The 25,956-nt window shown below is 59.8% G+C and carries 23 protein-coding genes; 9 read left to right on the forward strand and 14 right to left on the reverse strand.

Features of this window, described 5'->3' with window-relative positions:
* The first annotated feature begins 22 nt into the window (after positions 1-22).
* Positions 23-1,063: a dipeptidase gene (locus PL640_RS14585; RefSeq protein WP_271362384.1), complete on the forward strand. Its 1,041-nt coding sequence runs from the start codon at positions 23-25 to the stop codon at positions 1,061-1,063.
* 58 nt (positions 1,064-1,121) lie between these two features.
* On the opposite strand, the gene PL640_RS14590 is transcribed toward PL640_RS14585, so the two are convergent.
* The gene (locus PL640_RS14590) at positions 1,122-1,415 is read right to left on the reverse strand and encodes a hypothetical protein (RefSeq protein WP_142840594.1); all 294 of its coding nucleotides are present in this window, start codon (positions 1,413-1,415) and stop codon (positions 1,122-1,124) included.
* Positions 1,416-1,692: 277 nt separating this feature from the next.
* On the opposite strand from PL640_RS14590, the gene mprF reads away from it, so the two are divergent.
* The 3 genes from mprF to PL640_RS14605 all read left to right on the forward strand — a co-directional run bounded on the left by mprF (position 1,693) and on the right by PL640_RS14605 (position 7,274).
* Positions 1,693-4,293, forward strand: coding sequence for a bifunctional lysylphosphatidylglycerol flippase/synthetase MprF (gene mprF, locus PL640_RS14595; protein ID WP_142840595.1), 2,601 nt, complete (start codon positions 1,693-1,695; stop codon positions 4,291-4,293).
* Positions 4,290-5,660, forward strand: a complete 1,371-nt coding sequence (locus PL640_RS14600) for a virulence factor (protein ID WP_271362385.1) — start codon at positions 4,290-4,292, stop codon at positions 5,658-5,660. The genes mprF and PL640_RS14600 overlap by 4 nt, the downstream gene beginning before the upstream one ends.
* Positions 5,661-5,945: 285 nt before the next feature.
* Entirely contained in the window at positions 5,946-7,274 is a 1,329-nt protein-coding gene (locus tag PL640_RS14605) for a telomere resolvase (RefSeq protein WP_271362386.1), read from the forward strand.
* Between the two features lie 45 nt (positions 7,275-7,319).
* Here PL640_RS14605 and PL640_RS14610 read toward each other — a convergent pair whose 3' ends face one another.
* From PL640_RS14610 to graD, 7 genes are all read right to left on the reverse strand, one after another.
* Positions 7,320-8,606, reverse strand: a complete 1,287-nt coding sequence (locus PL640_RS14610; RefSeq protein WP_269703377.1) for an MFS transporter — start codon at positions 8,604-8,606, stop codon at positions 7,320-7,322.
* A 221-nt stretch (positions 8,607-8,827) separates the two neighbouring features.
* Positions 8,828-9,163 (reverse strand): YciI family protein, encoded by a 336-nt coding sequence (locus tag PL640_RS14615; RefSeq protein ID WP_271362387.1) that lies wholly within the window; start codon positions 9,161-9,163, stop codon positions 8,828-8,830.
* Positions 9,160-10,050: a hydroxyquinol 1,2-dioxygenase gene (gene graB, locus PL640_RS14620; protein ID WP_271362388.1), complete on the reverse strand. Its 891-nt coding sequence runs from the start codon at positions 10,048-10,050 to the stop codon at positions 9,160-9,162. The genes PL640_RS14615 and graB overlap by 4 nt, the downstream gene beginning before the upstream one ends.
* 12 nt (positions 10,051-10,062) lie before the next feature.
* A complete protein-coding gene (gene graC / locus PL640_RS14625; RefSeq protein ID WP_271362389.1) occupies positions 10,063-11,118 on the reverse strand; it encodes a maleylacetate reductase in 1,056 nt (351 codons plus the stop codon).
* Between the two features lie 3 nt (positions 11,119-11,121).
* A complete protein-coding gene (gene tsdA / locus PL640_RS14630; protein WP_271362390.1) occupies positions 11,122-12,105 on the reverse strand; it encodes a gamma-resorcylate decarboxylase in 984 nt (327 codons plus the stop codon).
* 45 nt (positions 12,106-12,150) lie between these two features.
* The gene (gene graA / locus PL640_RS14635; RefSeq protein WP_271362391.1) at positions 12,151-13,380 is read right to left on the reverse strand and encodes an FADH(2)-dependent resorcinol hydroxylase oxygenase component; all 1,230 of its coding nucleotides are present in this window, start codon (positions 13,378-13,380) and stop codon (positions 12,151-12,153) included.
* 52 nt (positions 13,381-13,432) lie between these two features.
* On the reverse strand, positions 13,433-13,972 hold the full coding sequence (graD, locus tag PL640_RS14640; RefSeq protein ID WP_142840603.1) for an FADH(2)-dependent resorcinol hydroxylase reductase component: 540 nt from the start codon (positions 13,970-13,972) through the stop codon (positions 13,433-13,435).
* Positions 13,973-14,178: 206 nt separating this feature from the next.
* Between graD and PL640_RS14645 the strand changes: the two genes are divergently transcribed.
* Together PL640_RS14645 and PL640_RS14650 are read left to right on the forward strand one after the other, a co-directional pair.
* On the forward strand, positions 14,179-14,610 hold the full coding sequence (locus PL640_RS14645) for a MarR family winged helix-turn-helix transcriptional regulator (protein ID WP_142840604.1): 432 nt from the start codon (positions 14,179-14,181) through the stop codon (positions 14,608-14,610).
* 99 nt (positions 14,611-14,709) lie between these two features.
* Entirely contained in the window at positions 14,710-15,099 is a 390-nt protein-coding gene (locus PL640_RS14650) for a hypothetical protein (protein ID WP_142840605.1), read from the forward strand.
* Positions 15,100-15,229: 130 nt separating this feature from the next.
* On the opposite strand, the gene PL640_RS14655 is transcribed toward PL640_RS14650, so the two are convergent.
* The 4 genes from PL640_RS14655 to PL640_RS14670 all read right to left on the reverse strand — a co-directional run bounded on the left by PL640_RS14655 (position 15,230) and on the right by PL640_RS14670 (position 19,065).
* Positions 15,230-15,856, reverse strand: coding sequence for an outer membrane protein (locus tag PL640_RS14655; RefSeq protein WP_271362392.1), 627 nt, complete (start codon positions 15,854-15,856; stop codon positions 15,230-15,232).
* A gap of 265 nt (positions 15,857-16,121) precedes the next feature.
* Complete coding sequence (locus PL640_RS14660; protein WP_271362393.1) at positions 16,122-17,519, reverse strand: sensor histidine kinase; 1,398 nt, start codon at positions 17,517-17,519, stop codon at positions 16,122-16,124.
* 35 nt (positions 17,520-17,554) lie between these two features.
* Entirely contained in the window at positions 17,555-18,229 is a 675-nt protein-coding gene (locus tag PL640_RS14665) for a response regulator transcription factor (protein ID WP_110756374.1), read from the reverse strand.
* A 197-nt stretch (positions 18,230-18,426) separates the two neighbouring features.
* Entirely contained in the window at positions 18,427-19,065 is a 639-nt protein-coding gene (locus tag PL640_RS14670) for a TetR/AcrR family transcriptional regulator (RefSeq protein WP_271362394.1), read from the reverse strand.
* Positions 19,066-19,207: 142 nt separating this feature from the next.
* On the opposite strand from PL640_RS14670, the gene PL640_RS14675 reads away from it, so the two are divergent.
* Positions 19,208-21,244 carry an NADH:flavin oxidoreductase gene (locus tag PL640_RS14675; RefSeq protein ID WP_271362395.1) on the forward strand — a complete coding sequence of 679 codons (2,037 nt, stop codon included), beginning with the start codon at positions 19,208-19,210 and terminating at the stop codon, positions 21,242-21,244.
* A gap of 27 nt (positions 21,245-21,271) precedes the next feature.
* Here the strand turns inward: PL640_RS14675 and PL640_RS14680 are convergent, their stop codons facing one another.
* Together PL640_RS14680 and PL640_RS14685 are read right to left on the reverse strand one after the other, a co-directional pair.
* The gene (locus tag PL640_RS14680) at positions 21,272-22,630 is read right to left on the reverse strand and encodes an ATP-binding protein (RefSeq protein ID WP_271362396.1); all 1,359 of its coding nucleotides are present in this window, start codon (positions 22,628-22,630) and stop codon (positions 21,272-21,274) included.
* A complete protein-coding gene (locus tag PL640_RS14685; protein WP_142840611.1) occupies positions 22,630-23,292 on the reverse strand; it encodes a response regulator transcription factor in 663 nt (220 codons plus the stop codon). Before PL640_RS14685 ends, PL640_RS14680 begins: the two co-directional genes overlap by 1 nt.
* A gap of 142 nt (positions 23,293-23,434) precedes the next feature.
* On the opposite strand from PL640_RS14685, the gene dsbD reads away from it, so the two are divergent.
* Complete coding sequence (dsbD, locus tag PL640_RS14690) at positions 23,435-25,297, forward strand: protein-disulfide reductase DsbD (RefSeq protein ID WP_271362397.1); 1,863 nt, start codon at positions 23,435-23,437, stop codon at positions 25,295-25,297.
* Positions 25,294-25,902: a DsbA family protein gene (locus tag PL640_RS14695; protein WP_271362398.1), complete on the forward strand. Its 609-nt coding sequence runs from the start codon at positions 25,294-25,296 to the stop codon at positions 25,900-25,902. Before dsbD ends, PL640_RS14695 begins: the two co-directional genes overlap by 4 nt.
* Positions 25,903-25,956 lie beyond the last annotated feature (54 nt).

Below are 25,956 nucleotides of genomic sequence, written 5' to 3' on the forward strand. Positions count from 1 at the left end.
CCCTATCCGAAGGTGAATGACCATGACCGATGAAAAAACCGTACCCGTCTTCGACGGCCACAACGATGTGCTTCTGCGGTTATGGCGGTCGGGCAATGCCTCTCCCGAGACCCTGCTCATCGAAGGTGACACGGTTGGCCACATCGACCTGCCACGCGCCAGGAAGGGTGGGCTGGCCGGCGGCCTCTGCGCCATCTACGTCCCGTCGCCAAGCATGGAGAAGGACGCCAACGGCGATTTTTCGACACCGGCAGAAGCAGACGCGCTGAAGGCGACGCTCGCCATGGCCGGCCTGCTGTTCCGCGCCGAGAAACAATCCGCCGGCGCACTGAAGGTTTGCCGCACCGCCGCCGATATCCGCAGCGCCATGGCAGAGGGCGCTTTTGCCTCCGTCTTCCATATCGAGGGCGCGGAAGCGATCGGCGCCGATCTTGATGCGCTGCACGTGCTCTACGAGGCAGGCCTTCGCACGCTCGGACCGGTCTGGAGCCGCCCGAACATTTTCGCCTATGGCGTTCCCTTCCGGTTCCCCTCGACGCCGGATATCGGCCCCGGCCTCACCGATACCGGCAAGCAGCTGGTGAAGACCTGCAACGAACTGAAGATCATGGTCGACCTGTCGCACATGAACGAGCAGGGTTTCTGGGACATCGCCAGGATTTCAGACGCACCGCTCGTCGCCTCGCATTCCAACGCCTATGCGCTGTGTAACCACAGCCGCAACCTGACGGACCGCCAGCTGGATGCCATCCGCGACACGGGTGGTCTTGCCGGCATCAATTTCGGCGTTTTGTTCCTGCGCCAGGACGGCGTGAAGAACCCGAATACCGATCTTGGCGAACTCGTCCGCCATGTCGACTATATCGTCAACCGCATCGGCATCGATCACGTGGCCCTCGGTTCGGATTTCGACGGCACCACCATTCCCGCCGCCATGAAGGATGCGGGCGATCTGCAATTGCTGGTCGAAGCCCTGCGCAAGGGTGGTTATGACGACGAGGCGCTTGCCAAGATCTGCCACGGCAACTGGGTCCGCGTGCTGGAAAAAACCTGGGGCGCATAAGGCTCAGCGAAAAATCCATCTCCGGCGCGGAACGCCGGAGATATGAAGCGGCAGGCCCTTAAGCCTTTGCCGCTTTTTTCTTGCCGCTCGCCCGGAAGGCCAGAAGCCCGGCAACCACACCGATCATCGCCCATTTCATCGGCAATACATCCGCCGTTTCACTGCGGATCGGCAACACGGTCACTGTGCCCGGGCGGGATTCATAACCCATCTGCCCTTTTGCCTTGGCCTCCGCAATCTGCTGCGGCGAAACGACCCATTCGGCACCGCGCATCTTGTCCACTGCCATGTATCCGCCGCCCGCCACGAGGGCGACGACGAGCGAAAGCGCTATTCTTGTGGGCGTGTTCATCTGCATCTCCTTCAATCAAAAGGAGCGTGTAATGGCATCAAACGCCACCACCAAGCAACCGCAGCGCTCAATTTGATATCTTTCGGAACAATCCGGCAAATCATGCATTTCATAGTTGCATTTCTGCCTTTAGGATTGGCGAAAATCCACCGACGAGCGGGCCAAACTCTACATCGACACTTCATGCTTTTCTGCTAATCACATTTCCTCAACCGAAACGAATTAGCGACACATTCCTGTGGTTCGCCAAGCTGGGAATGGGCGCTGGATAAAGCAAATGGCAGACAAGAGCGAAATCACACAAACCGATGTCGCGGAATCCGCGGTTGAAAGCTTCATTGCCCGAAACCGCCCCTATCTGACCGCGATCGCCATCACGCTCGTCTTCGTGATGATGACTTTCGCCATCTATCACCTGACCTCCGAGGTGCGTTATGACGACGTCATCGACGCGCTGACGCAGACCTCGGCTTCGGCGGTTCTGCTTGCCATTTTCTTCACGGCGCTCAGCTTTCTGGCGCTGATACTCTACGACGCCAATGCGATCGAATATATTGGCCGCAAATTGCCGCTGCCGCCCATGGCGGCGACAGCTTTTGCCGCTTATGCGATCGGCAATACCGCCGGTTTCGGCCCCTTGAGCGGTGGCGCCATCCGCTTTCGCGCCTATTCGCGGCTTGGGCTGTCGCCCGGTGAAATCGCCCGCGTCATCGCCTTTGTCACGCTGTCCTTCGGGCTTGGCCTGCTTTCGGTCAGTGCCATCTCCACCTTCATCGTCGCACCACGCATCGCCGCCATCATCGGCGTTGATGCGCTGATCCTCAGAGGGGCGGCGCTCGCCGTCATCGCCGTTCTCGTGGTGGCCGCCTATATCGGGCGCAACGGCCGCACGATCCGTCTCGGCGCATGGCGTCTTCGCCTTCCCGACAGCCGCACATCGTCGCGTCAGTTCCTCGTCTCGGCTTTCGATATCGCCGCCTCCGCTTCCGTGCTTTACGTGCTGCTGCCCGACACGCATCTCGGCTGGCCGACATTTTTCGCCATCTACGCCACTGCCGTCGGCCTTGGCGTCCTCAGCCATGTGCCGGCCGGTCTTGGCGTCTTTGAAACCGTGATGGTCGCAGGGCTTGGCAACGCCATCAGCGTCGACCAGCTGCTCGGCAGCCTTGTTCTATACCGCGTGATCTATCACGTCCTGCCCCTGGTGGTCGCCATTCTGGTGATGCTGGTCTCGGAGATGAAGCAGTTCGCCGCAAAGCCTGTCGTCTCCGATATCAGCCAGCTTGCCGTGCGGCTCGCACCGCCGCTGCTATCCACCTTCGCGATGATCCTCGGTACCATGCTGATCTTCTCGAGCGTGACGCCGACGCCCGACAGCAATCTGGATTTCCTTTCCAATTTCGTGCCGCTGCCGATCATCGAAGCCGCGCATTTTCTCACCAGCATTCTCGGCCTTGTGCTCGTCGTCGCCTCACGTGGCCTCGGCCAGCGGCTTGATGGAGCCTGGTGGATTGCGCTGGTCGCCGCCTCGCTGGCGCTGGTTCTCTCCATCCTCAAGGCCATCGCCGTCTTTGAAGCCGCTATCCTCGGCGTCTTCATCATCGCACTCGCCGCCAATATGCGCAGCTTCAACCGCCATGCCTCATTGGTGAAGCAGGCGCTGGGGCCAAGCTGGCTCGCCGCCATGGCCGTCATCGTCGCCGGCGCGGCAACCATCCTGCTCTTTGTCTATCGCGATACGGATTACAGTCAGACCCTGTGGTGGCAGTTCGAATTCTCCGAAGAAGCGCCGCGCGGTTTGCGCGCCCTTCTCGGTCTCGTGCTCGCCTCATCCACCATCGCCATCTTCAGCCTCATGCGGCCGGTGGCCTACAGGCCGGATGCGATCGAGCCCGAAGACGTGGTAAACGCAACCGGCATCGTCATGAAACAGGACGCCGCCGACGCAAACCTTGTGCGCATGGGCGACAAACACGTGATGTTCTCCGAGAGCGGCAACGCCTTCATCATGTACGGCATTCAGGGCCGTTCCTGGATCGCCTTTGCCGATCCGGTTGGCGACGAGGAGGATTTTCCCGATCTCGTCTGGCAATTTGTGGAGGCCGCCCGTTCGGCGGGCGCACGCGCCGCTTTTTATCAGATTTCGCCTTTCCTGCTCTCCCATTGCGCCGATGCCGGCTTGCGCGCCTTCAAGCTCGGCGAACTGGCGCTGGTTGATCTCACCGCATTCGAACTGAAGGGCGGCAAGCTCGCCACCCTTCGCCAGTCGCTGAGCCGCGGCGCACGCGACGGGCTGACCTTCGAGGTTGTCGAACAATCGCAGGTGCCGGATATTCTCGATGAATTGAAACAGGTCTCCGATGGCTGGCTTGCGCATCACAACACACGGGAAAAACGCTTCTCGCTCGGTGCTTTCGAACCGGACTACATCCTGTCCCAGCCCGTTGCCATTCTTCGCAAAGATGGAAAGATCACCGCCTTTGCCAATCTGATGGTGACGGAAACGAAAAAGGAAGCCACCGTCGATCTCATGCGCTTTTCGGCGGATGCGCCGCGCGGCGCGATGGATTTCCTCTTCGTCAGTATCATGCAATATCTGCGTGAGGCGGGTTATGAGAGCTTCAATCTCGGCATGGCGCCCATGTCCGGCATGTCGAAGCGCGATGCAGCGCCCGTCTGGGATCGCATTGGCAGCACGCTGTTCGAACACGGCGAACGTTTCTACAACTTCAAGGGCCTTCGTGCGTTCAAGACGAAGTTCCACCCGAAATGGGAACCGCGTTACCTTGCCGTTCAGAACGGCGCAGACGCCGCGCTGGCGCTGATGGACGCAACGGTTCTGATCAGCGGCGGCGTCAGAGGAGTGATCGGAAAATGAGAAAATCCACCATGATGAAGGCGGTCATCGCCGCTTCCGCCCTGTTCGCCTCTACCTCCGTTTTTGCGCAGGACAAGCCAGCCTATGAGACCGGCATGATCCCGGCCGAGCACATCATGGTACCAGACGGCGATATTCTCGCCAGCGTCTTCCTGATTTCCGACGCGGACGGCTGGACAGCCGCCGACGAGACCCGCGCCAAGGCGCTGGTCGCAAAGGGTGCCGCCGTGGTCGGTATCGACTTCAGGGAATATCTGAAGGCGCTCGAAGCCGATGACGACGAGTGTATCTACATGATCTCGGACATCGAGTCGCTGTCGCAGCAGATCCAGCGCACCGCCGGCACCAGCAGCTATCGCCAGCCCATTCTCACCGGCATCGGCAAGGGCGGAACGCTGGCGCTGGCAATGATCGCGCAAAGCCCGGTCTCCACCGTCCGCGACGCCATCGCCGTCGACCCCAAGGCGGGCCTGCCGCTCGAGAAGATACTCTGCACGCCCGCCACCAAGGACAAGGTGGATGGCGAAACGGTCTATGGCCTGACCGACGGTCCGCTGCCGGCGCCCGTCAGCGTGCTGTTTACGCCCGCTGCGGACCAGAAGGGCCGCGACCACGTCAACGCACTCGTCAAGCTGCATCCCGATATCGACGTGACTGACGTGGAGGACAAGGCGGACGAAATTCTGACACAGACCCTGTCCGACCAGATCGACGCCGCCGGCGACACCGACAGCCCGCTCGGCCTGCCGATCAAGGTTCTCGAAACGAGCCCTGTCATGGACACCATGGCGGTGATCTATTCCGGCGACGGCGGCTGGCGCGATCTCGACGAGGAAGTGGGCGGTGCGCTGCAGAAACAGGGCATTCCCGTGATCGGCGTCGATGCCCTGCGGTATTTCTGGAAAGAAAAGCAGCCACAGGAAGTGGCAAGCGACCTTGGCCGCATCATCGACACCTATCGCAAACAGTGGAAGGTTCGCAACGTCGTGCTGATCGGCTATTCCTTCGGTGCCGACATCATTCCTGCAACCTACAATCTTCTGCCGGAACGCGCGAAATCCCACGTCGTGCAGCTCTCGCTGCTGGGCCTGTCGACGGAAGTGGATTTCGAAATCTCCGTTCAGGGCTGGCTTGGCGTGGCTGGCGAAGGCAAGGGCGGCAAGACGGTGGATGACATCGCCAAGATCGATCCGAAGCTGGTGCAGTGCGTATATGGCACGGAGGAGGAGGATGAAGACCCCTGCCCCGGCCTGAAGGCGAAGGGTGTGGAAACCATCGCCATTGAAGGCGGCCACCATTTCGACGAAGACTATGAGGCACTCGCAAAGCGGATTGTGACATCGCTGAAGACCCGCCTGCCCAAATAGAGTATTTTGACCTGAGGGGCTTCGGGAGAATTTCCGAAGCTCCGAACATGAATTTGCAGGCTCCCTCCCCGGAAACATCATCTCCCGCAGCCTTCAGCCCCGGTTGAATGACCGGCGGCAGTTCGAAACCCGTCTTCGATCGCCACCCACGCTTGCGGAATCGATTAAATTATTATTCAAAAGAACCCGGCCGGCGGCGAATGTTCATGGCGTTTCCTCAACCATGCTTCTGTTGATTGCCAACCATGGATTTTATATTTTCGGACCGGTTCAGGGAGCCGCCGCATGCCCGCCTTAAAGCGCAAGACAAAAACACCCGTCCTCGTGGAACGCATCGACCAGTTCGTCGCCGGCGTCAGAGAAGCGATGAAAAGCAGCGACGCTGTGCGGAACAAGAAAATCCGCGATCTGTGGGATGCTGAAGTCCGCTACCATTTCGACAATGGCCGCACTGAAAAGACGCTCGAACTTTACATCATGAAATATCGGTATGCGCTGAAGGCCGAGTTCGGCCCAAAGAGCACACCGCTTGCCATCTGCAACATGAAAAAACTGCGCGAACGGCTGAATACCTATATCGAGCGGGCCGACTATCCGAAAACCGGCGTGGCGACATCCATCGTCGAAAAAATCGAACGGGCGGAATTCAACACCGCCGGCCGCAAGCCCACGGTTCTTCTGCGTATCGCGGACTTCATTGCAGCAATGAATGGCGTGGCCAAAAAAGAGGAAATGCAGGCCCTCTGGAATGCTGAACTCAGCATCATGAAGGACCGGGCGCAGACGACGATCATCTCCTACATCACCAAGTACCGCAATGCGATCCGCGAAGCCTTCGGTGATGATCACCCGATGCTGAAGATCGCGACCGGCGATGCCGCGATGTATGACGACGCCCGCAAGGTCAAGATGGAAAAGATCGCCAACAAGCATGGCGCGCTGATCACATTCGAAAACTACCGGCAGGTTCTGAAGATCTGCGCCGATTGCCTGCAGTCGGCCGATCCGCTGATGATCGGCATAGGCCTGATCGGCATGACGGGACGGCGTCCTTACGAGGTCTTTACCCAGGCCGAATTTTCCCCCGCCCCTTATGGCAAGGGCGTTTCCAAATGGAGCATCCTGTTCAACGGCCAGGCCAAGACGAAACAGGGCGAAGGAACGAAATTCGGCATCACCTACGAAATCCCGGTTCTTGCCCGCTCCGCCACCATTCTCTCCGCTTATGAACGCCTGCGCGCAAGCGGTCAGGGAAAACTGTGGCACGGCATGTCGATCGACGATTTTTCGTCAGAAACCCGTCTGCTGCTCCGGGACACGGTTTTTAACCTGTTCGAGGATTTCTGGCCGAAGGAAGAGCTTCCCAAGCCCTATGGGCTGCGGCACCTCTATGCCGAGGTCGCCTATCACAATTTCGCACCGCCCCACGTCACCAAGAACAGCTATTTCGCTGCCATTCTCGGACATAACAACAACGACCTCGAAACCTCGTTGTCCTATATGACCTACACGCTGCCCGAAGATCGCGACGATGCGCTGGCCCGCGCCAAGCGCACGAATGAGCGGGCATTGCAGCAAATGGAAAGCATTGCGCCGGTTTCCCGTAAGGCATAGTGCGCGAGCCGCGGATTTCGGTCCCGCGGCTCGCCGTTTCTACCATCAAACCCGCTCATCACCCGATGTGCGGTAAAGCAGAGTCAACACGGTCAGCAACAAGCCGGTCAACGCGACCGAGCCGAAAATGTAGAAATTCCATTCCGGCGCGAGACCGCGTTGCAGCACGAGGCCGCCGATCATCGGGCCGGCGATGCCGCCGAGCCGACCGACCGCCAGCGAAAAGCCGAGGCCGGTGCCGCGAATATGGACAGGGTAAAGCCGGCCGACCAGAACATTGGCAAGGATCTGGGTTCCGATCGTTCCGGCACCGGCAAGCGCGACGAAGACATAGAGCAGCGGCCCCTTGTTCACCGTCAAAGCCCAGATAGAGGCGGCACCGATGGCAAATAGCACCGCGACGACCACCTTGACGTTGCCCTTATCGGCAAACCGCCCGCCAATGAGGATGCCGATCGCGGCCCCGACATTGAGCATGATCGAGAAGCTGAGCGCCGAGCTGATATCATAACCCATCTTGTTCATGATGGTCGGCAGCCAGTTGACCATGCCGAAGGTGAGAAGCAGCGAGCAGAAGTGAATGCCCCAGGCATTCAGCGTCGAAAGCAACCGGCCTTCCGAAAACAGCGCGCCGACGCCACCCTTTTGAATTTTCGCATGGGGCACGATGCGTTGCAGACCGTAGCTGTCGCAAATGCCGTCTGCCTCCGCCTGCCGGCCTTTGCTTGCCAGCCATTCCGGCGATTCCGGCAGGAACCGCATGAATATCGGCAGAAGAATAAGTGGCAGACCACCGATCAGCATCAAAGGTCGCCAGCCATAGCTCTCCAGCAGGAGAATACCCATCAGACCGGAAATGATGCCGCCGATGAGATAGCCGAGGAAAGACAGGGAATTGGCCTGCGCCCTGCGGTGCGGCGGCGAGAATTCCAGCACCAGCGCGGTCACTGTCGGCAAAAGCGCGCCCAGGCCGAGACCGGCAAGGAAGCGCGTGATTTCAAAAGCCAGAAAGTTCGGCGTCATCGCCGAAGCAATCATCATCGATGAAAACCCGGCAAGGCTGATGAGCACGACCTTGCGGCGGCCGATACGGTCCGCCATGGTGCCGGCAAACAGCGCGCCGAGCAGCATTCCCACCAGCGTCAGCGCCGCAGCGCGACCGACCATGGCAGGGTTGAGCGCCCAAGCGCCCTCTTTCAGCAGCGCCGGCGCAACCGCGCCGTAAACGACCAGATCGTATCCGTCGAACATGATCATCAGACCACATGTCGCGATGACGCCAGCCGGGTTTTTCGTCCGCACCGAGGCGGCGCTCATATAATTCGTGGACATCTTCCTCCCTTTCACGCCTGAACGCGCTATCCGGAATGGATTGCGTCTCCCGTTCCCGGCGATAGCTCCGCGAGTGCCCGGCCCTGCTCCACCCTGATATGTGTCCCGCTCCTGTCAAGACACATATCGCCGATATCACCCGTCTCCGATTAAATATTGCATTTGCAAAAATTGCAAATGCAATATTGATGATTGTCAGGCCCCAGGACCCGACGGAAATGTCAGTCAGGCTTCAGCCCGGAAATCCTCGATAGTGTTGGCGTCCAGTGCAGAATACGAACGCTCTTATAGACGCCGTGAACGACAAACGGATCGGCAGCGCTGAAGGCAATCATATCTTCAATGCAACGGGCTTCGGCAATGATGAGTGCGGCAGATGACCCGCCGCTTTCCGCCTGCATGGGGCCGGATGCCAGAATTTTGAACCCCAGGGGCGCGGTCTCCTCACTGCGCAAATAGGCCTTGTGCGCGTCCATCTGCGCCGTCCGCTGCTCCGCGGCGGCGGGGTCGCTTTCGGCAAAGCGAACATAGAAACCTGTCTGGTTGCCCGTGCTCATCGGGCAAGCACGAAATCATGGTTCACCGACCAGAACCACTCGCCGATGAAATCCAGTTGCCGGGCCTTTTCCGCATCCTCCACCCGTTGGAAATCGGCCAGCAGGCTCTCCTTCACGCCGAACACTGCATCCGAACGGATATAGGGATCATCCGGATCGAAAATATGCGTGACGAGCGTAGTAAAGCCTTCTGCCGAAACGATATAATGCAGATGCGCCGGCCGGTAGGGATGACGCCCCATGGCCCGCAGCAATCGCCCGACCGGGCCGTCATCCGGGATCGGATAATATTTCGGCTTCGTCGCCCGGAACCAGTAGCGCCCGTCCTCGCCGGTAACGAAAACACCGCGCAGATTGAAGTCGGGCTGAATACCCTTCTGCTGCACGTCATAGAAACCTTCATCATTGGCCTGCCAGACATCGATGCGCGCGCCGGCAACCGGTGCGCCGTCGGTATCGAGAATGCGGCCGGTCACCACCATATCCTCGCCCTTGCCATCGAGGCAGATATTGGCGCCCATCGGCATTTCCGGCGCATCAGCCACATGGAAAGGGCCGAGAACGGTGGATTCCGACGCGCCGCTCGGCTTGCGGTGATTGATGGCATCGACCAGCATGGAAACACCGAGAATATCGGAAAACAGGATCCACTCCTGCCGCCATTCATTGCAGATCTGGCCGACCTCGGTGAGAAAATGGATCGCCTTCATCCATTCCTCCTCGGTCGGTTCGATTTCTTTCACCGCCTCGTGCAGCTTGCGGGTAACGACCGCCATGATCTCCTTCAAGCGCGGATCGTCACAGTCGTGCATGCGGGCAATAACCGTCTCCGCCGAACGCTCCTCAACGAAATAGCCATCATCGCTGGTCATCTTCGTATCCGTCATGTCTTCCTCCCATCACTCCGGCCGCGCGCCGTCAAAGGCGCGCTGCAACAGGTCGCGGATCGCGGTTTTTTCGATTGGCCGCGGGCACCAATAGGGATTGGCCGTCGCAAGCTCGGCCATGGGGTCGAGATCACCCTGCTGCACACCAAGCGCTGCAAGGCTCACTGGCGCACCGAGCCGGGCGGCAAAGTCGTAAAGCCCAGCCCCGGCCCTGCCGCCGACCAGTGCGGCGAGCGGCGCGAGCAGATCGGGCACCGCCTGCTCCACATAGGCAACGGTGTGCGGCAAAAGCACCGCATGGGTTTCCGCATGTGGCAGATCAAGACTGCCGCCCAACGTGTGGCAAAGCTTGTGATGCAGCGACATGCCGACGGCGCCGAGCACCGTGCCGCACAGCCACGCACCATAAAGTGCCGTCTCGCGCGCCGTAATATCCTGCGGCTCGGCCTTCAGGCCGGGAAGCGCCTCGACCATTGCCCGCAATCCCTCCACCGCCATCAGGCTGGCGATGGGATTGCGATCCCGAGCATAGAGCGCCTCGGCCGCATGGGCCATGGCGTTCAGTCCGCTCGTCATGCTGATGGCCACAGGCAAACCGAGTGTCAGCTCCGCATCGTAGATCACGACCTCAGGCAGAATTTCCGGCCCGCGCATGGTGGTCTTCACCCCGTTTTCCGTCTGGCCAAGAATGGGCGTCACCTCGGAACCGGCATAGGTGGTTGGAATGACGATCTGCGCCGCATCGGTGCGCAGCGCAATCGCCTTGCCGAGACCAGTGGTCGAGCCGCCGCCGAGCGCCACAACACAATCCGCATTGGCGGCGCGGTAGTCTTCGACCGCCCTCTTCGTCACCTCAACCGGCGTGTGCATGGCAGCCTCGGAAAAGACACCGACCGCGAGACGACCGAGCCGGGCGGCGAGCGCTTCCGCATCGCCCTTCTGCTGTGGCGTGGAAAGCACCAGCGCCCGCGACAGGCCAAGGCGGCGGATTTCCTCCGCCACCCCCGTCGAGCTGCCCGCTCCGAAGACGATGCGGGCAGGAGCTGCCATGTAGACGAAGGGCTGCATGGCTCAGGCCTCGTCGAGCTTGAACAGCCGGCGCGCATTGGTGCGGCCGATCTTCACCCGATCGGCTTCCGCAATACTCGTCGCGTTGAACCAGTCGGAGGCATGGTCGATATTCTCGAACGGCCAGTCGGTGGAAAACAGGATGCGGTCGGCACCGATTTCCAGAATGGCGTCGATCAGTGTCTGGGTGCGGAAATTGCCTGACGTCGTGATGTGGAAATTCTCGTTGAAATAATCCACGAAACGGCGCTTGGCCGGATAACGCGGCGGCAGCTTCACCCAGGCATTGCGGTGGTCGATGCGCCACATCATGTAGGGCAGCCCCTCACCCATATGGCCGAGAATGATGTTGAGGCGCGGATGTTCGTCAAACAGGCCCGACGCCATGAGACGCAGCGCGTGGACAGCCGTTTCCTGCGCAAAGGCCCAGGTGGGACCAAGCAGCCAGGGATGGCCGTCATAGATGCGCGAATCCTGCGGCAGCGGATTGCGCGGATGCAGGTAAAACGGCACGTCGAGCTTCTCGACCGCTCCCCAGAAGGGGCGATATTGCGGCAGGTCGTAATAAAGCGGCGTCTGGCCGTCGCCCTCCTGGCTGAAACCGTTGACGAGCGCACCGACGAAACCGAGATCGTTGACACAGCGCTGAAGTTCCTCCGTCGCCGCATCCGGGTCCTGCAAAGGCAGGGCGGCGAAAGCCAGGAAACGATCCGGCCGCTTGGCGCATTCTTCGGCAAGCACGTCATTGGCGCGCCGCGCAATCTCTATCGCCTTCTTCTTGTCCGGAATAGCCTGCACCGCCGGCGCATTCAGCGACAGGATCATGGTTTCGATGCCGTGCGCATCCATCAGCTTCAGGCGCGTATCCTGAATGTCGAGCAGGCGGTGCTGCAGCTCCTTCCAGTAGTCACCGGGTACGAAACCGGCCGAATCCTGAAGGGTTTCCGGGATTGCGAAATGCTCCTCGAGAGCGACCTTGCCTTGCATGTTGTTTCCTCCGAAATTGCTGTTCATGTGCCGCCAGATGCGCGGTCAATACTGGCCCTTGGGTTCCAGCCCGAGCATGCTCTGGCCGATCATCGTGCCCACGGCATCCCAGTTCATGCTGATGTGGCGGCCAACCGCGTTGGCATCGCGCCAGGCCCGCTGCACGGGGTTGGCAAGATCGAGCCCGACGCCGCCGGTGGAATCGTTCAGCGCCTGCACGGCGCGCAGCGCCAGCGACACCGCAAAAGCCTGGCCACGACGGCTCAAAAGACGGTCATCCACGGTGAATTCCGCCCGGCCTTCGATCCGGGCCTGCGCCAGCACCTGTGCGCGCGCCACGTCGCGCAGCAGGATTTCGCAGGCGGCATCCACGCTTGCCGCCGCTTCGGCAACACGCAGCTGAATGGTCGGAAATTCGGCCATGCGGTTGTTGCCACCGGCCACCGCACCGCGCGTCACCCGGCCACCGACATGGTCGACATAAGCGACAAGCGCCCCCTTGGCCGCACCAACACCGGCGGCCGCGAGACAGGAAGGAATGCCGGTCAGAAGCGGCATGTTGAACAGGCCTTCCCCGGCATAATATTGCCCGCCGGGCGTCTTGCCGCTGATGGCGTCCGGGAAGGTCAGAACCCGATGTTTGGGAACGAAGACATCATCGAGAACCAGCGTCTTGGAGCCCGTGCCGGCCAGCCCCACCACATGCCAGGTATCTTCAATGGCATATTGGCTGGCGGGAACGAGCAGGAAGGCGGGAACCGGCCTGCCCTCACCCACCGGCGGCAGAATGGCGGCGCAGAGCGACCATTGCGCATTTTCGCAACCCGAAGCGAAGGCCCATTTGCCGCTGAGGCGATAACCGCCCTCGGCGACGTCAGCCATTTTCACCGGTGCGTAGGAACCACACAGCAGCGCGTCAGGGTTTTCACCCCAGACGTCGGCCTGCGCCTCTTCCGGAAACATCGCCAGCAGCCATTGATGGGCGGAAAGCAGGCCGGCCACCCAGCCAGTCGACGCACAGGCAGCCGAAAGCTCGATATTGGCCTCGACCAGTTCAGCGAATTCACCGCCCTTTCCGCCAAAGGCGCGGGGCTTGACGATATCGAAATACCCGATGCCGCGCAGTGCCTCGATATGGCTGGCGGGCACGCGTCGCGCCTCTTCCGTCTGGCGGGCGCTCCCCCGGAAAAGATCGGCTATGTCTGCAACACGGCCGGTGAGGCGGACATACGGGGTCGTTTGCGCCGGCTGCGGCGCATGGCTCATATCGTTCATGATTGTCTCCTTCGGAAAGGTACTTGGCCGGTGGCTGACAGGCCGGGAAATATCAGGCTGGCAGACTTGCCGGACTTGCGGCGCAATATTGGGCGTTTTCGTAAAGCAGCGGTCGTGTCGTCTCGCTGACATCGGCCGAAACCACCTGCCCTATGAACACGGTATGCGTTCCATAGGGCATAGCAGCCACCCGACGGCAGGCGATGGCCGCATGGGCGGTTGGCAAATAGAGGACGCCGTTTTCGTGGCGCTGCCAGTCACCATTGCCGAAGCGCTCCTCCGGCGAGACCTTGCCGCTGAACGCATCCGAAAGCGCGATCTGATCCTGGGTCAGCACGTTGACGATGAAATCCGGCCGGCACAGCAGCAATTCATGCAGCAAGGTGCGATTGTTCAGACAAACAAGAAGAGAGGGCGGCTCCATCGAGACTGATGTGACGGCCGTCACGGTCATGCCATGATCACGCTGATCGCCGGAAGCACAGGCAGTGATAACCGTCACGGTTGCCGGAAAACGGCGCATCGTCGTGCGAAAAGTCTGGCCGACGCCTTCCGGTGCAAGGTTGCTCAGGCCGAACAGTGCTGATGTCATGAGATCCTCCCAAATCCTGCATTCTTATTTATTTGCGTTTGCAACATTTGTCAATGCAAATGTTGTTTGTCATTTCAGGCAGCGATGCAGTCGCGCATTCCCCGGTCTTCTGGAGCGAAGCTATTGAAACGGATGGATTGTACCGGTACAGCCGATAGGCGCACATCAGCATCTGCGCAGATGGTTCTCAAACGGGGATTTGCTTCGTGTCTTATCAGTTCACCGACTCGGTACCCTACCTGCTCAACTGGGTGGGCGTTCGGCTTGGCGAGCGTTTTTCGCTGAGACTGGCCTCCTATGACATCACTCTGCCGATGTATCGCGTGCTGGCGACACTGAGACAGCAGGAGAGCAAGACACTGACCGAGCTTTCGGACATGGTGTCGGTGGAGATTTCCACACTGTCCCGGCTGGTGGGGCTGATGGTCCGGCGCAACCTCGTCAGCCGCGAACGACCGGCCGACAATGCCCGCATCGTGCGCATCACGCTGACGACAAAAGGCAAGGAATTGGCCGACGAACTGATGCCCATCGCGGCGATGTTCGAAAAAACCGCGATCGAAGGTCTCGATCCCAATGAGGTAAAGCTTTTCAAAAGCATCCTGCGGCATATCGGCCGCAATATTGCCGGCCTCTGACACCGGCACCCCGCCCGCCTTGCGATCTTTACGTGCAATGTACTTGCAATGACCGGTTCCTATCCCTGCGGAAATCCACCGCAGCTGAAAGGAATTCCCATGTCCGACAGATCGTCACTTGCAGTCCCGGCAGCGATCATTCTCATCGCCGCCGTATCGGCCGTGCTCACCGCCTGCGCCTCGACGGTCATGAAAAGCTATATTGGCGCGCCTATTACCAGCGTGATGCTGGACTACGGACCGCCGGACAATATTTACAGCATGGGTCCCGGCCAGCAGGCTTACCAGTGGCGCAAGAACAAGACACAGGTGGTTGCCGGATCATCCAGCGGTGAAGTGCGGTCGACCCGGCATGGCGAACGTTACGAAGTGTCGGAGACGCCGGGTTATGTCGAACGCATCGATTGTTTCTATACATTCTACACCCGCAATTCGGGGAGCGAGTGGTATGTGACGAGCTTCCGGCAGCCTTCGCTTGAATGCGAATGATAGTTTGGGGATTTCAGATCTCCCCCGGCCCCGCCCGTTTCGTGCCATGCGCTGTTTTACCGCCGCTTCCATGTTGAAAGCGGCGATATTCTTTTGAACTCTCCCTGGAATCTGTCATCGGATCGGCCGCTCAGAAACGATAGTTCAGGCCGGCCTTGATGACATGATCGGTCACATCGGTTTTTGACCGCCCGCTCGAGGTCGTCGTGGTGACATTTCCGGTGCTCACATAATTATATTCAAACTTGGCCGACAGACCGCCACCAAAGCTCTGTTCCAGACCTGCTCCCAGCAGATAGCCCTGTTTCCAGCCATCAGGACCGTTAACGCCATTCGTATCCTTGAATTTCGTCGTGGTCAGGCCGGCGGTGCCGTAAACGAGCGTGTGGTCAAGCGCAACACCGGCCTTCAGCTTGGCCGCACCCCGGAAGCGCTCTCTCAACCGACCGTTCGGCACGCGTGCTTCGTTTCCAAGATAGGATCCTTCCAGTTCCGCGCCGACAACGCCGGAGCCGAACTGGAAGTTATAGCCGGCCTGTACGCCACCCGTCAGACCCCGGCCGCTGGCTAGCGGATTAAATTTTGGGGAGGCGATACCGCCATGGGCACCGACATAAGCCCCGCCCCAGGAAAAGGCCGGCGGATTTGCATAGTCGAATTGCTGCGCATTATAGTTGGTAAGATCAGCCGAATAGGCACTGGTTGCGACCATGACGGCAGCCGTTACGGTGACAAGCGATTTTGCGATGAACGACATTAAATGACTCCAGACGAAACCGATGCGCCATGCTCTGACGGCTGCAGGGTTTCCGTTCGCGTTGAAGAACCGGAAACCGGCTCCCGTTGATCTCCTGTGCAGATGGCTCAGCAGATACGGTCATTTTCCCCACGAGAATTACGTCTGGATTGCATGAAACGAATTTATTGAAAAATAATCCAGTAATTTAATATAGTTAAATGAAATTCCTTAACTAAATTGTAAGAAATTTCCCCATGCCGGCGCAGCCTGATGCCTGATATTTTTAGACGACGGTAACAGCCTTATCTCGCAAAATTATCGATCGAATTTCCAGCCGAACGCCGAAGCCGGGATCAAGGTCGAGGAACTTAACCCGGCCGCGATGAAGCTCCGCCGCCTTCTGGACCAGGTTGAGACCCAGACCGGCACCGGAAGAGTTCGTATTGATGCGATGGAACGGTTCAAATACCTGCTCGCGTTCCGCAACGGGTATGCCCGGTCCCTCGTCAAAGACATCTATGGTTCCCGCTGCGCCAATCCGGATGACGATTGCGCCTTTGCCGCCACCATGATCGATGGCATTGCGAATGAGGTTGACGACCGCCATCTCGATGATCGAGGTCTGGACCGTGAAGAGAGCCTTTCCTTCGCTGGGTTCGAAATCGAACTCATAACCGGCATCCATCGCAATCGGCGCAAGATCGGTCGCGATGCGTTCGACGAGAACGTTCAGATCCTGCTCTTCGGCAGGCAGTTCCACCGCGCCCACCGCCTGCATTTCAAGAAGCTGGTGCGCGACGCGGGTGAGGCGGTCGATATCTGCCCGCAGCTGCCGGCTCAGCTCGTCATCGGGAAGAAGATCGGCCCGAACGCGCGCAATCGCAATCGGCGTCCTCAGTTCATGGGCAGCATCGGCCAAAAAGCGGTTGCGGCGATTATAGCCTTCGTCCAGTTTCGAGAGCGCAACATTGAAAGCATCCACCAGCGGAATGATTTCATTCGGCACCTTCGAGCGATCGATCCGGGCGGAGCGGTTTTCGAAATTGATCGATTGTGCCTCGGCTACCGTTTCCATGAGACCGCTCAGCGAACGGCCAACCGCACGGGGCGTCACCAGCAATGTCGCAATACCCGTCAAGAGCAGCATGGGCACGACGGCGACAAGGATGATGAAACCGACACCGGGCAGCACGGTCAGCCAGCGGATGGCACCATCGGCATCCTTTTCGAGATCCAGTTGCACATTGATCCACAGACTGATGCCGTCATTTGGGAAACCTTTTTCCGTCCCGGCAATGAACTGCAGCCGCCCGGCCGGCGTATCGCGGTTTTCCATGGTGGCCCGGACTGTTTCCCCGGCTTCCAGACGCGCCCTTTCGATGCTCCGGGGAAACACCGCTTCCAGAGCAGGCACCGGGACATCTCCATATTGCAGGACGATTTTGTCGGCGTCCCGCACGACAAACCAGAGATTGGGGTAGCGCTGCTTCAACGCCTCCAGATCGGGCGTAGCCGACACCTGTGGCCGGCCCTGCCCATCCTTTGTCACGCTTTCCGCAATGATGCGTGCGGCCTCTTCATTGGCGCCTTCCAGCCGCGGATCGATGATCCAGATCCAGCCGACGAGAAGAATGACGAAAAGAACGAGAAAAAATGCCTGCAAGGCGAAAAGGCGCTTCATCAGCCCCCATCGCAGGGATCGGTTGCGCTCCGGTCTCATGTCTTTGCCCGGATGAGATAACCGATATTGCGCACGGCTCTTATCTCCACCGTCGCTTCGGCCTGCGCCAGCTTCTTCCGGATGCGCGAGATATGCGCATCGAGCGCATTGGACTCGATCTCATCGTCGAGCGTATAAACCGCTTCGATCAGGCTCGACCGTGTCACGATGCGGTTCGGACGCCGCATCAGCGCTTCGAGCGCCAGATATTCCCGACGTCGCAACTCGAGGACGGAACCCGCAACGCTGACTTCATTGCTTTTCGGATCGATACTGAGATTTCCGAAGCTGGTATATTTGTCGGAAATCGAAGGGCCGCGCCTGTGAAGGGCCCTTAGGCGGGCAAGCAATTCCTCGATTGCGAAAGGCTTGGCGAGATAATCATCCGCCCCCGCATCCAGCCCATCGACCCGGTGATCGACGCTTCCAAGCGCCGTCAGAACCAATATCGGTACGGAATGTTTCCGGCGGCGAAGCGAGGATACGAGGCTCAGCCCCTCGCCATCCGGCAGGCGACGATCCAGAACCAGCACATCGTAGGAGCCATCCCGCGCAAGCGCATCGGCATCGCTGATGGTGCTGACATGATCGGCAAGCACATCACGCCGGCGCAGGGCCTCGAGCAGCGCACGCGCCATTTCGGGTTCATCCTCAAGAAGCAGGATTCGCAATGACTTTCCCCCAAAGACGAGCTCTTGCCGTCCTCACCACTGTTCGGTGAAGGTTGCAGGTAGATTGCAGGCGGGCCGGCCCTTCTTCTTGTAGCACCGCAACCAACATAATCCGACTGGCATCGCCGGTGTTTTGGCGACTCCACTTATTGCTGTCCCGTGTATCGTCCGGGCATGTTGTGATCAGCAAACAGGCGTCAGGCCTCGGGGTTTGGCCTGTATCCGTGTCTCGCATAAAAGCGGTCAAGCTCGCGCTGCTGCGGCACCTCGCCGGTATAGATCGCGATATAGTCCGCAATCCTTCTCATCCGCACCGCCACATCCTCTTCGACCTGCATGGAAATGTAACCGATCTGCACGAGATAAGTGGTGCGGGCGCGCACGTCTGCCGTATTTTCAGGGTGGCCGTAACGCATGAACATGCGCGAAAGCGCCTCCATTCTCACCTGGTCGGCTTTGCGAAGCTCGGCAAGAATATCATCGGACTGCAGCGCCCAGCTGCGAACCGCGAATTCGAATTTGCTGTCAAAAAGCGAGGAATCCAGCCAGCAATCGAAAACATTCAGCATCGCCTCGGCCAAGGTTTCCGCATAGGCCTCCGATTGCCTGAGGATACTTCCCGTGTTCTTCTCGCGCCAGCGGGACAACAGCGCCGCCAGCAATTCCTCCCGGTCCTTGAAGAACCAGTAGAAGCTGGTGCGCGAGAGATTGAGCTTTTTCGCCAGAGGCAGGATCTTGACGGAATCCACCCCGGATTCCAGCAGCGCCTCGTAGGCGGCCTCAAGCCAACCCTCCTGCGATCCACGCCAACCGGTTTCGTTCAATGTCGCTTCCATGACAATTGCGTAGCAAATCAGTCCCTGCGCGGCAAGGCAAAGCGTACACTCTTGTCGAACTCACAAACACCGGTGTTTTCTTAATTGACACATATGTACATTTTCTCTTAGCCTTGTTCCACAACCGTTTTGGAGCAGGCACATGTCGAACGATCCCCTTCTTCAGCCCTATCAGCTCAAACATCTGACGCTGCGCAACCGCATCATCGTCACCTCCCACGAACCCGCCTACCCCGAAGACGGCATGCCGAAAGGACGCTACCGCGCCTATACCGTCGAGCGGGCCAGAGGCGGCGTGGCGCTGACGATGACGGCGGGCTCTGCCGCCGTGTCGAAAGACAGCCCGCCCGTTTTCAACAATCTCTTGGCCTACAAGGATGAAATCGTTCCGTGGATCCGGGAAATGACCGACGCCGTGCATGAGGCCGGTTCGGCGATCATGATCCAGCTGACGCATCTTGGCCGCCGCACCCGCTGGGACAAGGGCGACTGGCTGCCGGTCCTCGCGCCATCGCATCAGCGGGAAGCGGCGCACCGCGCCTTTCCGAAGAAGATCGAGGACTGGGATATCGAGCGTATCATCAAGGATTTCGCCGACGCTGCCGAACGGATGAAGGCGGGCGGCATGGATGGCGTGGAACTGGAAGCCTATGGCCACCTTATCGACCAGTTCGTCTCACCCCTGACCAACGAGCTTGAAGGCCCCTATGGCGGCTCGCTTGAAAACCGCATGCGCTTCTGTCTCGACGTCTTCAGGGCGATACGCCAACGCGTCGGCGACGATTTCATCCTCGGGGTTCGTTACACCGCCGATGAATGTCTTGAGAACGGCACCGGCAAGGCGGAAGGCATCGAAATCTCCAGACGACTAAAGGAGAGCGGCCTGATCGACTATCTCAACGTCATCAGGGGGCATATCGACACCGATCCCGGCCTTACCGACGTCATCCCCATTCAGGGCATGGCCAGCGCGCCGCATCTTGATTTCGCAGGCGAAATCCGCGCGGCGACCAGCTTCCCCATCTTCCATGCCGCCAAGATCCAGGATGTCGCCACCGCCCGGCATGCGATTGCCGCCGGCAAGGTCGACATGGTCGGCATGACCCGCGCCCACATGACCGATCCGCATATCGTCCGCAAGATTATGGAAAAGCGGGAGGAGGACATCCGCCCCTGCGTCGGCGCCAATTATTGTCTTGATCGCATTTATCAGGGCGGCCTCGCCTTCTGCATTCACAATGCGGCAACCGGCCGCGAGGAAACCATGCCGCATGAAATCACCCGGGCTGAGAAAAGCCTGAAGGTGGTGATTGTCGGCGCTGGCCCGGCAGGCCTTGAAGCCGCAAGGGTCTGTGCCGAGCGTGGCCATGCGGTCGTGGTCTTCGAAGCCGCCAGCGAAGCCGGCGGCCAGATCCGCCTGACCGCACAGAGCGAACGCCGCCGCGAAATGATCGGCATCATCGACTGGCGCATGAGCCAGTGCGAGAAGCTCGGCGTCATCTTCCATTTCAACAGCTGGGCGGAGGCGGATACGGTTGTCGCCGAAAAACCCGACGTGGTGATTATCGCTACCGGCGGACTGCCGCATACCGAGGTGCTTTCGAAGGGCAACGAGCTGGTCGTCTCCGCATGGGATATCATTTCCGGCGACGTCAAGCCGGGCACCAATGTTCTCGTCTATGACGATGCCGGCGACCACACCGGGCTTCAGGCCGCCGAATTCATCGCCAAGGCGGGCGGCAAGGTCGAGATCATGACGCCGGATCGCTCTTTCGCCCCGGAAGTCATGGCCATGAATCTCGTACCCTATATGCGCTCGCTGCAGAAACACGACACGACATTCACTGTCACCTACCGGCTGGAGACGGCGGAAAGAAGCGGCAACCAGATCATCGCCCATGTCGGCAGCGATTATGGCGGAGTTTCGAAACAGCGCGTTGTCGACCAGATTGTCGTCAATCACGGCACAATCCCGCTGGACGAGCTTTATTTCGAGCTCAAGCCCGGCTCGAAGAACCTCGGCGAAATATCCTATGACGCGCTGATTGCGGGCGCGGCCCAGACCGTCGAGCGCAATCCTGCCGGCGCTTACCGGCTGTTCCGGATTGGTGATGCAGTCGCAGCGCGCAACACCCATGCGGCAATCTATGACGCGCTGCGCCTCGCAAAGGACCTCTGAGAGAGAGCTGCCCCGTGGCGGCCTCCTTCATAATTCAAGCGATACCGCGAACCGCTGACCAAATTGCGAAAACTGCAATCGCCCGCCCAGCCGGTCGATTGCCATCTTGACGATGGCAAGCCCAAGACCGCTTCCACCCGGTTCCGATCGCGGCGAACGGTAGAAGCGCTGCAGCACCCGTTCCTGTTCCTCCACCGCGATCCCCGCCCCTTCGTCGATAACCACGACGTTCACCTTGCCGTTTGCCAGTTCCGCCCGGCATTCCACCGTCGATCCCTTCGGCGAGTGCTGCACGGCGTTTTCCATCACGTTGCGGATCGCAAGACGAAGCAGGGACCGATCCGCCTCGATGAGGATCGTATCCGCCTCTTCCGAAAGCCGGCAGGTAATTTCCACCTCGCGCGCTCGCCTGAGCGGCTCCAGCTCCTGTATGACATCAAGGATCAGACGGGGAATGTCGACGCCGGCTTTCGTCGCCTGCGCTTCGGTGGCATCGACGGCAGCCAGGTCGATAAGCTGTTTTGCCATCCGGCTTGTCCGGTCGACGCTTTGCTCGATGCGCCGCAGCGCCTGTTGCTGCACCTCAGGATCGGTGGAACGCATGGCCACCTGCGCCTGCGTCTTCAGGCCGGCAAGCGGCGTCTTCAATTCATGTGCGGCATAGGTCGTGAACTCGCGTTCCCTTTCCCGCGTCGCCTGAACACGCGCCAGAAGGCTGTTCAGCGCATGGATCATCGGCCGAAGCTCCGATGGTGTTCCCTTGTCGGCAAAGCCGTGGAGCTCGGTCGCGTCGCGTGCTTTCATGCCGTTTGCGAGCTTTTGCAGGGGCGCAAGCCCCCGGGAAACACACAGCCAGATAAGGCCAGCCATCAGCGGCATGATGAAAAGCGCCGGATAAAGAAGTCCCTTGATGACATCGTCAACCAGCCGGTCGCGAACCTCGACACTGTCGCCCACCAGAACCCTGACGCCGAGGTCGGGCTTCACGACCGCGTAGACGCGCCATTCGATGCCGTTGATGACCGTATTCTGGAAGCCCGAGGCATGATCCGAAAGTGAAGCATCCGGGGCGCTGTCCGATTTGCTGAGCAGACGGCCGCTGATGGACCATATCTGGCAGGCGAGCTGGCGCTCATAGGAGGGTATCGCCGCCGCATCAGCGTCCGCGTCCTCATCATGCGTCGGTGAATGGCCGTCTATCAGGCGGATATCGACAGGGCGGTCGCCGACGAGGGATCCGACCATTCTTGCCGATTCCACCAGCCGCGCATCAAGAACATGCTCCAGCCGCGCCTTCGTGCTGGTATAGATCCACACGCAGGCCGACAGCCATACGAGGCCCGTCATCAACAGAAGCACGGTAAACAATCTTGCCCGGATCGACATCACGCAACCCTCCCGACGCGGTAACCGACGCCGCGCACCGTCTCGATGAAACCGGCGCCCAGCTTGGAACGAAGCTTGTGGATGTGGACCTCGATGGTGTTGCTTTCCACATCCTCCTGCCAGCCATAGAGCTTTTCTTCCAGAACCGGCTTTGAAAAAATCATGCCAGGATTCTGCATGAGGGCATGGATGATCGCAAATTCGCGGCGTGATAGCGCAATGACATTGTCATCCTTCTTCGCCACCATCTTCGCCGGATCGAGCGTCACGCCCAGCGCCGACAGCGTGCCCTCGGAACGGCCCTCGCCACGGCGGATGATCGCCCGCAGCCGGGCGGCAACCTCATCAAGATCGAAAGGCTTGCCCAGATAATCATCCGCGCCGGCATCGAGGCCGCAAATCTTGTCCGTGGTCGCATCTTTGGCGGTGAGCAGGAGGATCGGTACCCGGTTGCGTTCATTACGGGTGTGGCGCAGAAGATCGAGACCTGACCCGTCAGGCAACATCACATCGAGAACGACAGCATCGAAACGGCAATTCTCAAGGGCGATTTTTGCGTCGCCAAGCGTCATGACGGCATCGACGGTGAAGCCGGCAAGCTGCAGCCCGACACGCAGACCATCAAGCAGGACATCATCGTCCTCGACCACCAACAGACGCATTGAGCACTCCATCATTCCGGCACAGGGGTATTTTGATGCGCGGGAACCTGAGAAACGAACCTTAAGGCTGGCTTAAGCTTCCAGCCGGAAGCCTGCGCCATCCATGGCTTATCCCACAAGGCCTACTCCATAAGGAAAGAGAATGCGTTTCAATTTTTCGTTCGTGCTCCTCATTCTCATGTCCATTTGTGGACCGGCGCTCGCGCTCGGTCCGCCGATGGACATGGCGGATGCGTTCAAGCTTTCGATAGACCGCACGGGAACGGCGGCCACCTTCCGCTGGCAAGTCGCCGAGGGATATTATCTCTATCGGGAGAGCCTGCAGGCCAGCACTGAGGACGGAACGAAGCTCGATCTCAGGACGCAGGCCGGCGAGATGAAGGATGATCCCGGCTTCGGCAACACCGAAGTCTATTTCGGGCAAGCCGCCGCCACGCTCGCCGACGCGCCGCAGACGATGAAGCTGACATTTCAGGGATGCCAGGATGGCGGCATCTGCTATCCCTTCAGAACGGTCGCCATCGACGGTTTGCGGATCGAAGCGGAGGCACCGTTCGGCATAAGGCCGCAGGATCCACCCGCATTTCAGTCCTTCGCCCTGATCGCCCCATCCGCAGAACCGGAAAAGGCTGAGCAGTCAGTACCCTCACCCGCACCCCCGGCCGAGCCAGGCATGGTGGAAGGTTTTCTTGCCCGAGGCGGCATCGCGCTGCTTCTCGCCTCCTTCATGGGTCTTGGCGTACTCCTCGCATTCACGCCCTGCGTATTTCCCATGTACCCCATCCTCGCGGCCACGCTCGGCCGGCAGGGCGCTTCATTGTCACCCGGTCGCAGTTTTCTCCTCTCCTCAACCTATGTCGTCGCGCTTGCCGCCGCCTTCAGCCTGTTCGGCATACTGGCCGCATGGCTTGGACAGAGCTTCCAGATTGCCCTCCAGTCACCACCGGCCATTCTCATCACCGCCGCTGTCTTTATCATTCTGGCGATCGCCAGTTTCGGCATGGTCGAGGTCCAGCTTCCGGCCGGCCTTCGCGACCGGCTGGCGCGATCGCAGCGTTCGCTCGGCGGATCCTTCGGCTCGACCGCCATTCTCGGTTTCAGCTCGGCGCTGCTGATCGGCCCCTGCGTGACGGCGCCGCTTGCAGGCGCACTTCTCTATATCGCCAAGAGCGGCAACCTGCTGCTCGGTGCAGCAGCGCTCTTTGCGCTCGGCATCGGCAAGGGCATTCCCCTAATCCTCATCGGCACCTCCGGCGCGGCATTGCTGCCGCGGGCCGGCGCATGGATGGCGCAGATACGCTGGTTGTTCGGCTTCATCTTCCTTGCCACCGCGATCTGGTATCTCGACCGGCTCATTCCTCCATCCGCAACGCTCGCGCTTTCCGCAGCGCTGCTCGTTACCATCGGTGTTTTCTTCGGTGCTCTCGACGCACTACCGCAACAGGCCGGCATTGGCCGCCGGCTGATGAAATCGGCCAGCCTTCTTTCCATGCTTTACGGAGCGTTTCTCGCTTTCGGCGCGGCCAGCGGCAGCACCAGCATGCTCCAGCCGCTGCAATTCTCTGGCAGCCCGGTCGCCAGCCTCTCCCTGCCCGGCCTGACAAAGGCGAGTTTTGCAACGGTGAGTTCCACTCGGGAATTGAAAGCCGCGGTCGCTGACGCAGGAAAGCCAAGCCTCGTCTACTTCACCGCGGACTGGTGCGTTTCCTGCCGCGTCATCGAGCGCTCCGTTCTGAGCAATCCACAGGTCGCGGAAAGCTTTAGGGATACGAACCTCGTCTCCATCGATCTTTCGGACATGACGTCAGACAAACAGCAATTGATGAAGGATAGCAATGTCATCGGCCCGCCGACCATGCTGTTCTTCGACAGAAAAGGAACCGAACTCCCCACCTTGCGCATGGTGGGCGAGATTTCGGCCCGTTCACTCATCGATGCGGCGGCGCAAACGCATCAGGCGCTTGCAAAACCGGCAATCGACAATACCGCAGGAGCCCGCCAATGACCCTTACACGCCGACAGCTTGTCGCAATGGCCGGCCTTGCCGCCATTGCTCCCCCCTCGCTTGTTTTTGCCGAGACAGACCCGACAAGCCAGCAGATGGTGCTGCACGATCCGGACGCCCCGGTCCTCGGCAATCCGAAAGGCGACGTGACGGTGGTGGAATATTTCGACTACCAGTGCCCCTATTGCAAATCATCCTACGGCATGGTGCGCGACGTGGTCGAACAGGATGGCAAGGTGAGGCTTGTGCTGAAGGACTGGCCGGTCTTCGGCGGCGCATCGGTCATCGCTGCGCAGGCGGTGCTCGCCAGCGTCAAGCTTGGCAAATATGAAAAGACCCTCGACGCCATGTTTCACACGCCGAACAAGCTGCAGCAGGCCGATGTCGAAAAGGCCCTCAAGAAAGCGGGCCTGACCTTCGACGGCGTCGGCAAGGCCGTTATCGAGCATCAGGCATGGATTTCCGGCCTGCTGGACCGGAACTGGGTACAGGCCGCCGCCTTTAAATTCGTCGGCACGCCATCATTTGTGGTGGGAACGACGAGCTTTGCCGGCGTCCTCGATCGCAAGGGCCTGAAGGAAGCAATCGCCAAGGCACGGGGATAGGACGAGACGGCAAAGGGCATCGGCACTGCGATGCCCGGCCGGAATGTTGGAACG

Origin of the sequence: Agrobacterium sp. ST15.16.024, from assembly GCF_027956545.1 — a bacterium.
Taxonomy (GTDB): domain Bacteria; phylum Pseudomonadota; class Alphaproteobacteria; order Rhizobiales; family Rhizobiaceae; genus Agrobacterium; species Agrobacterium cucumeris.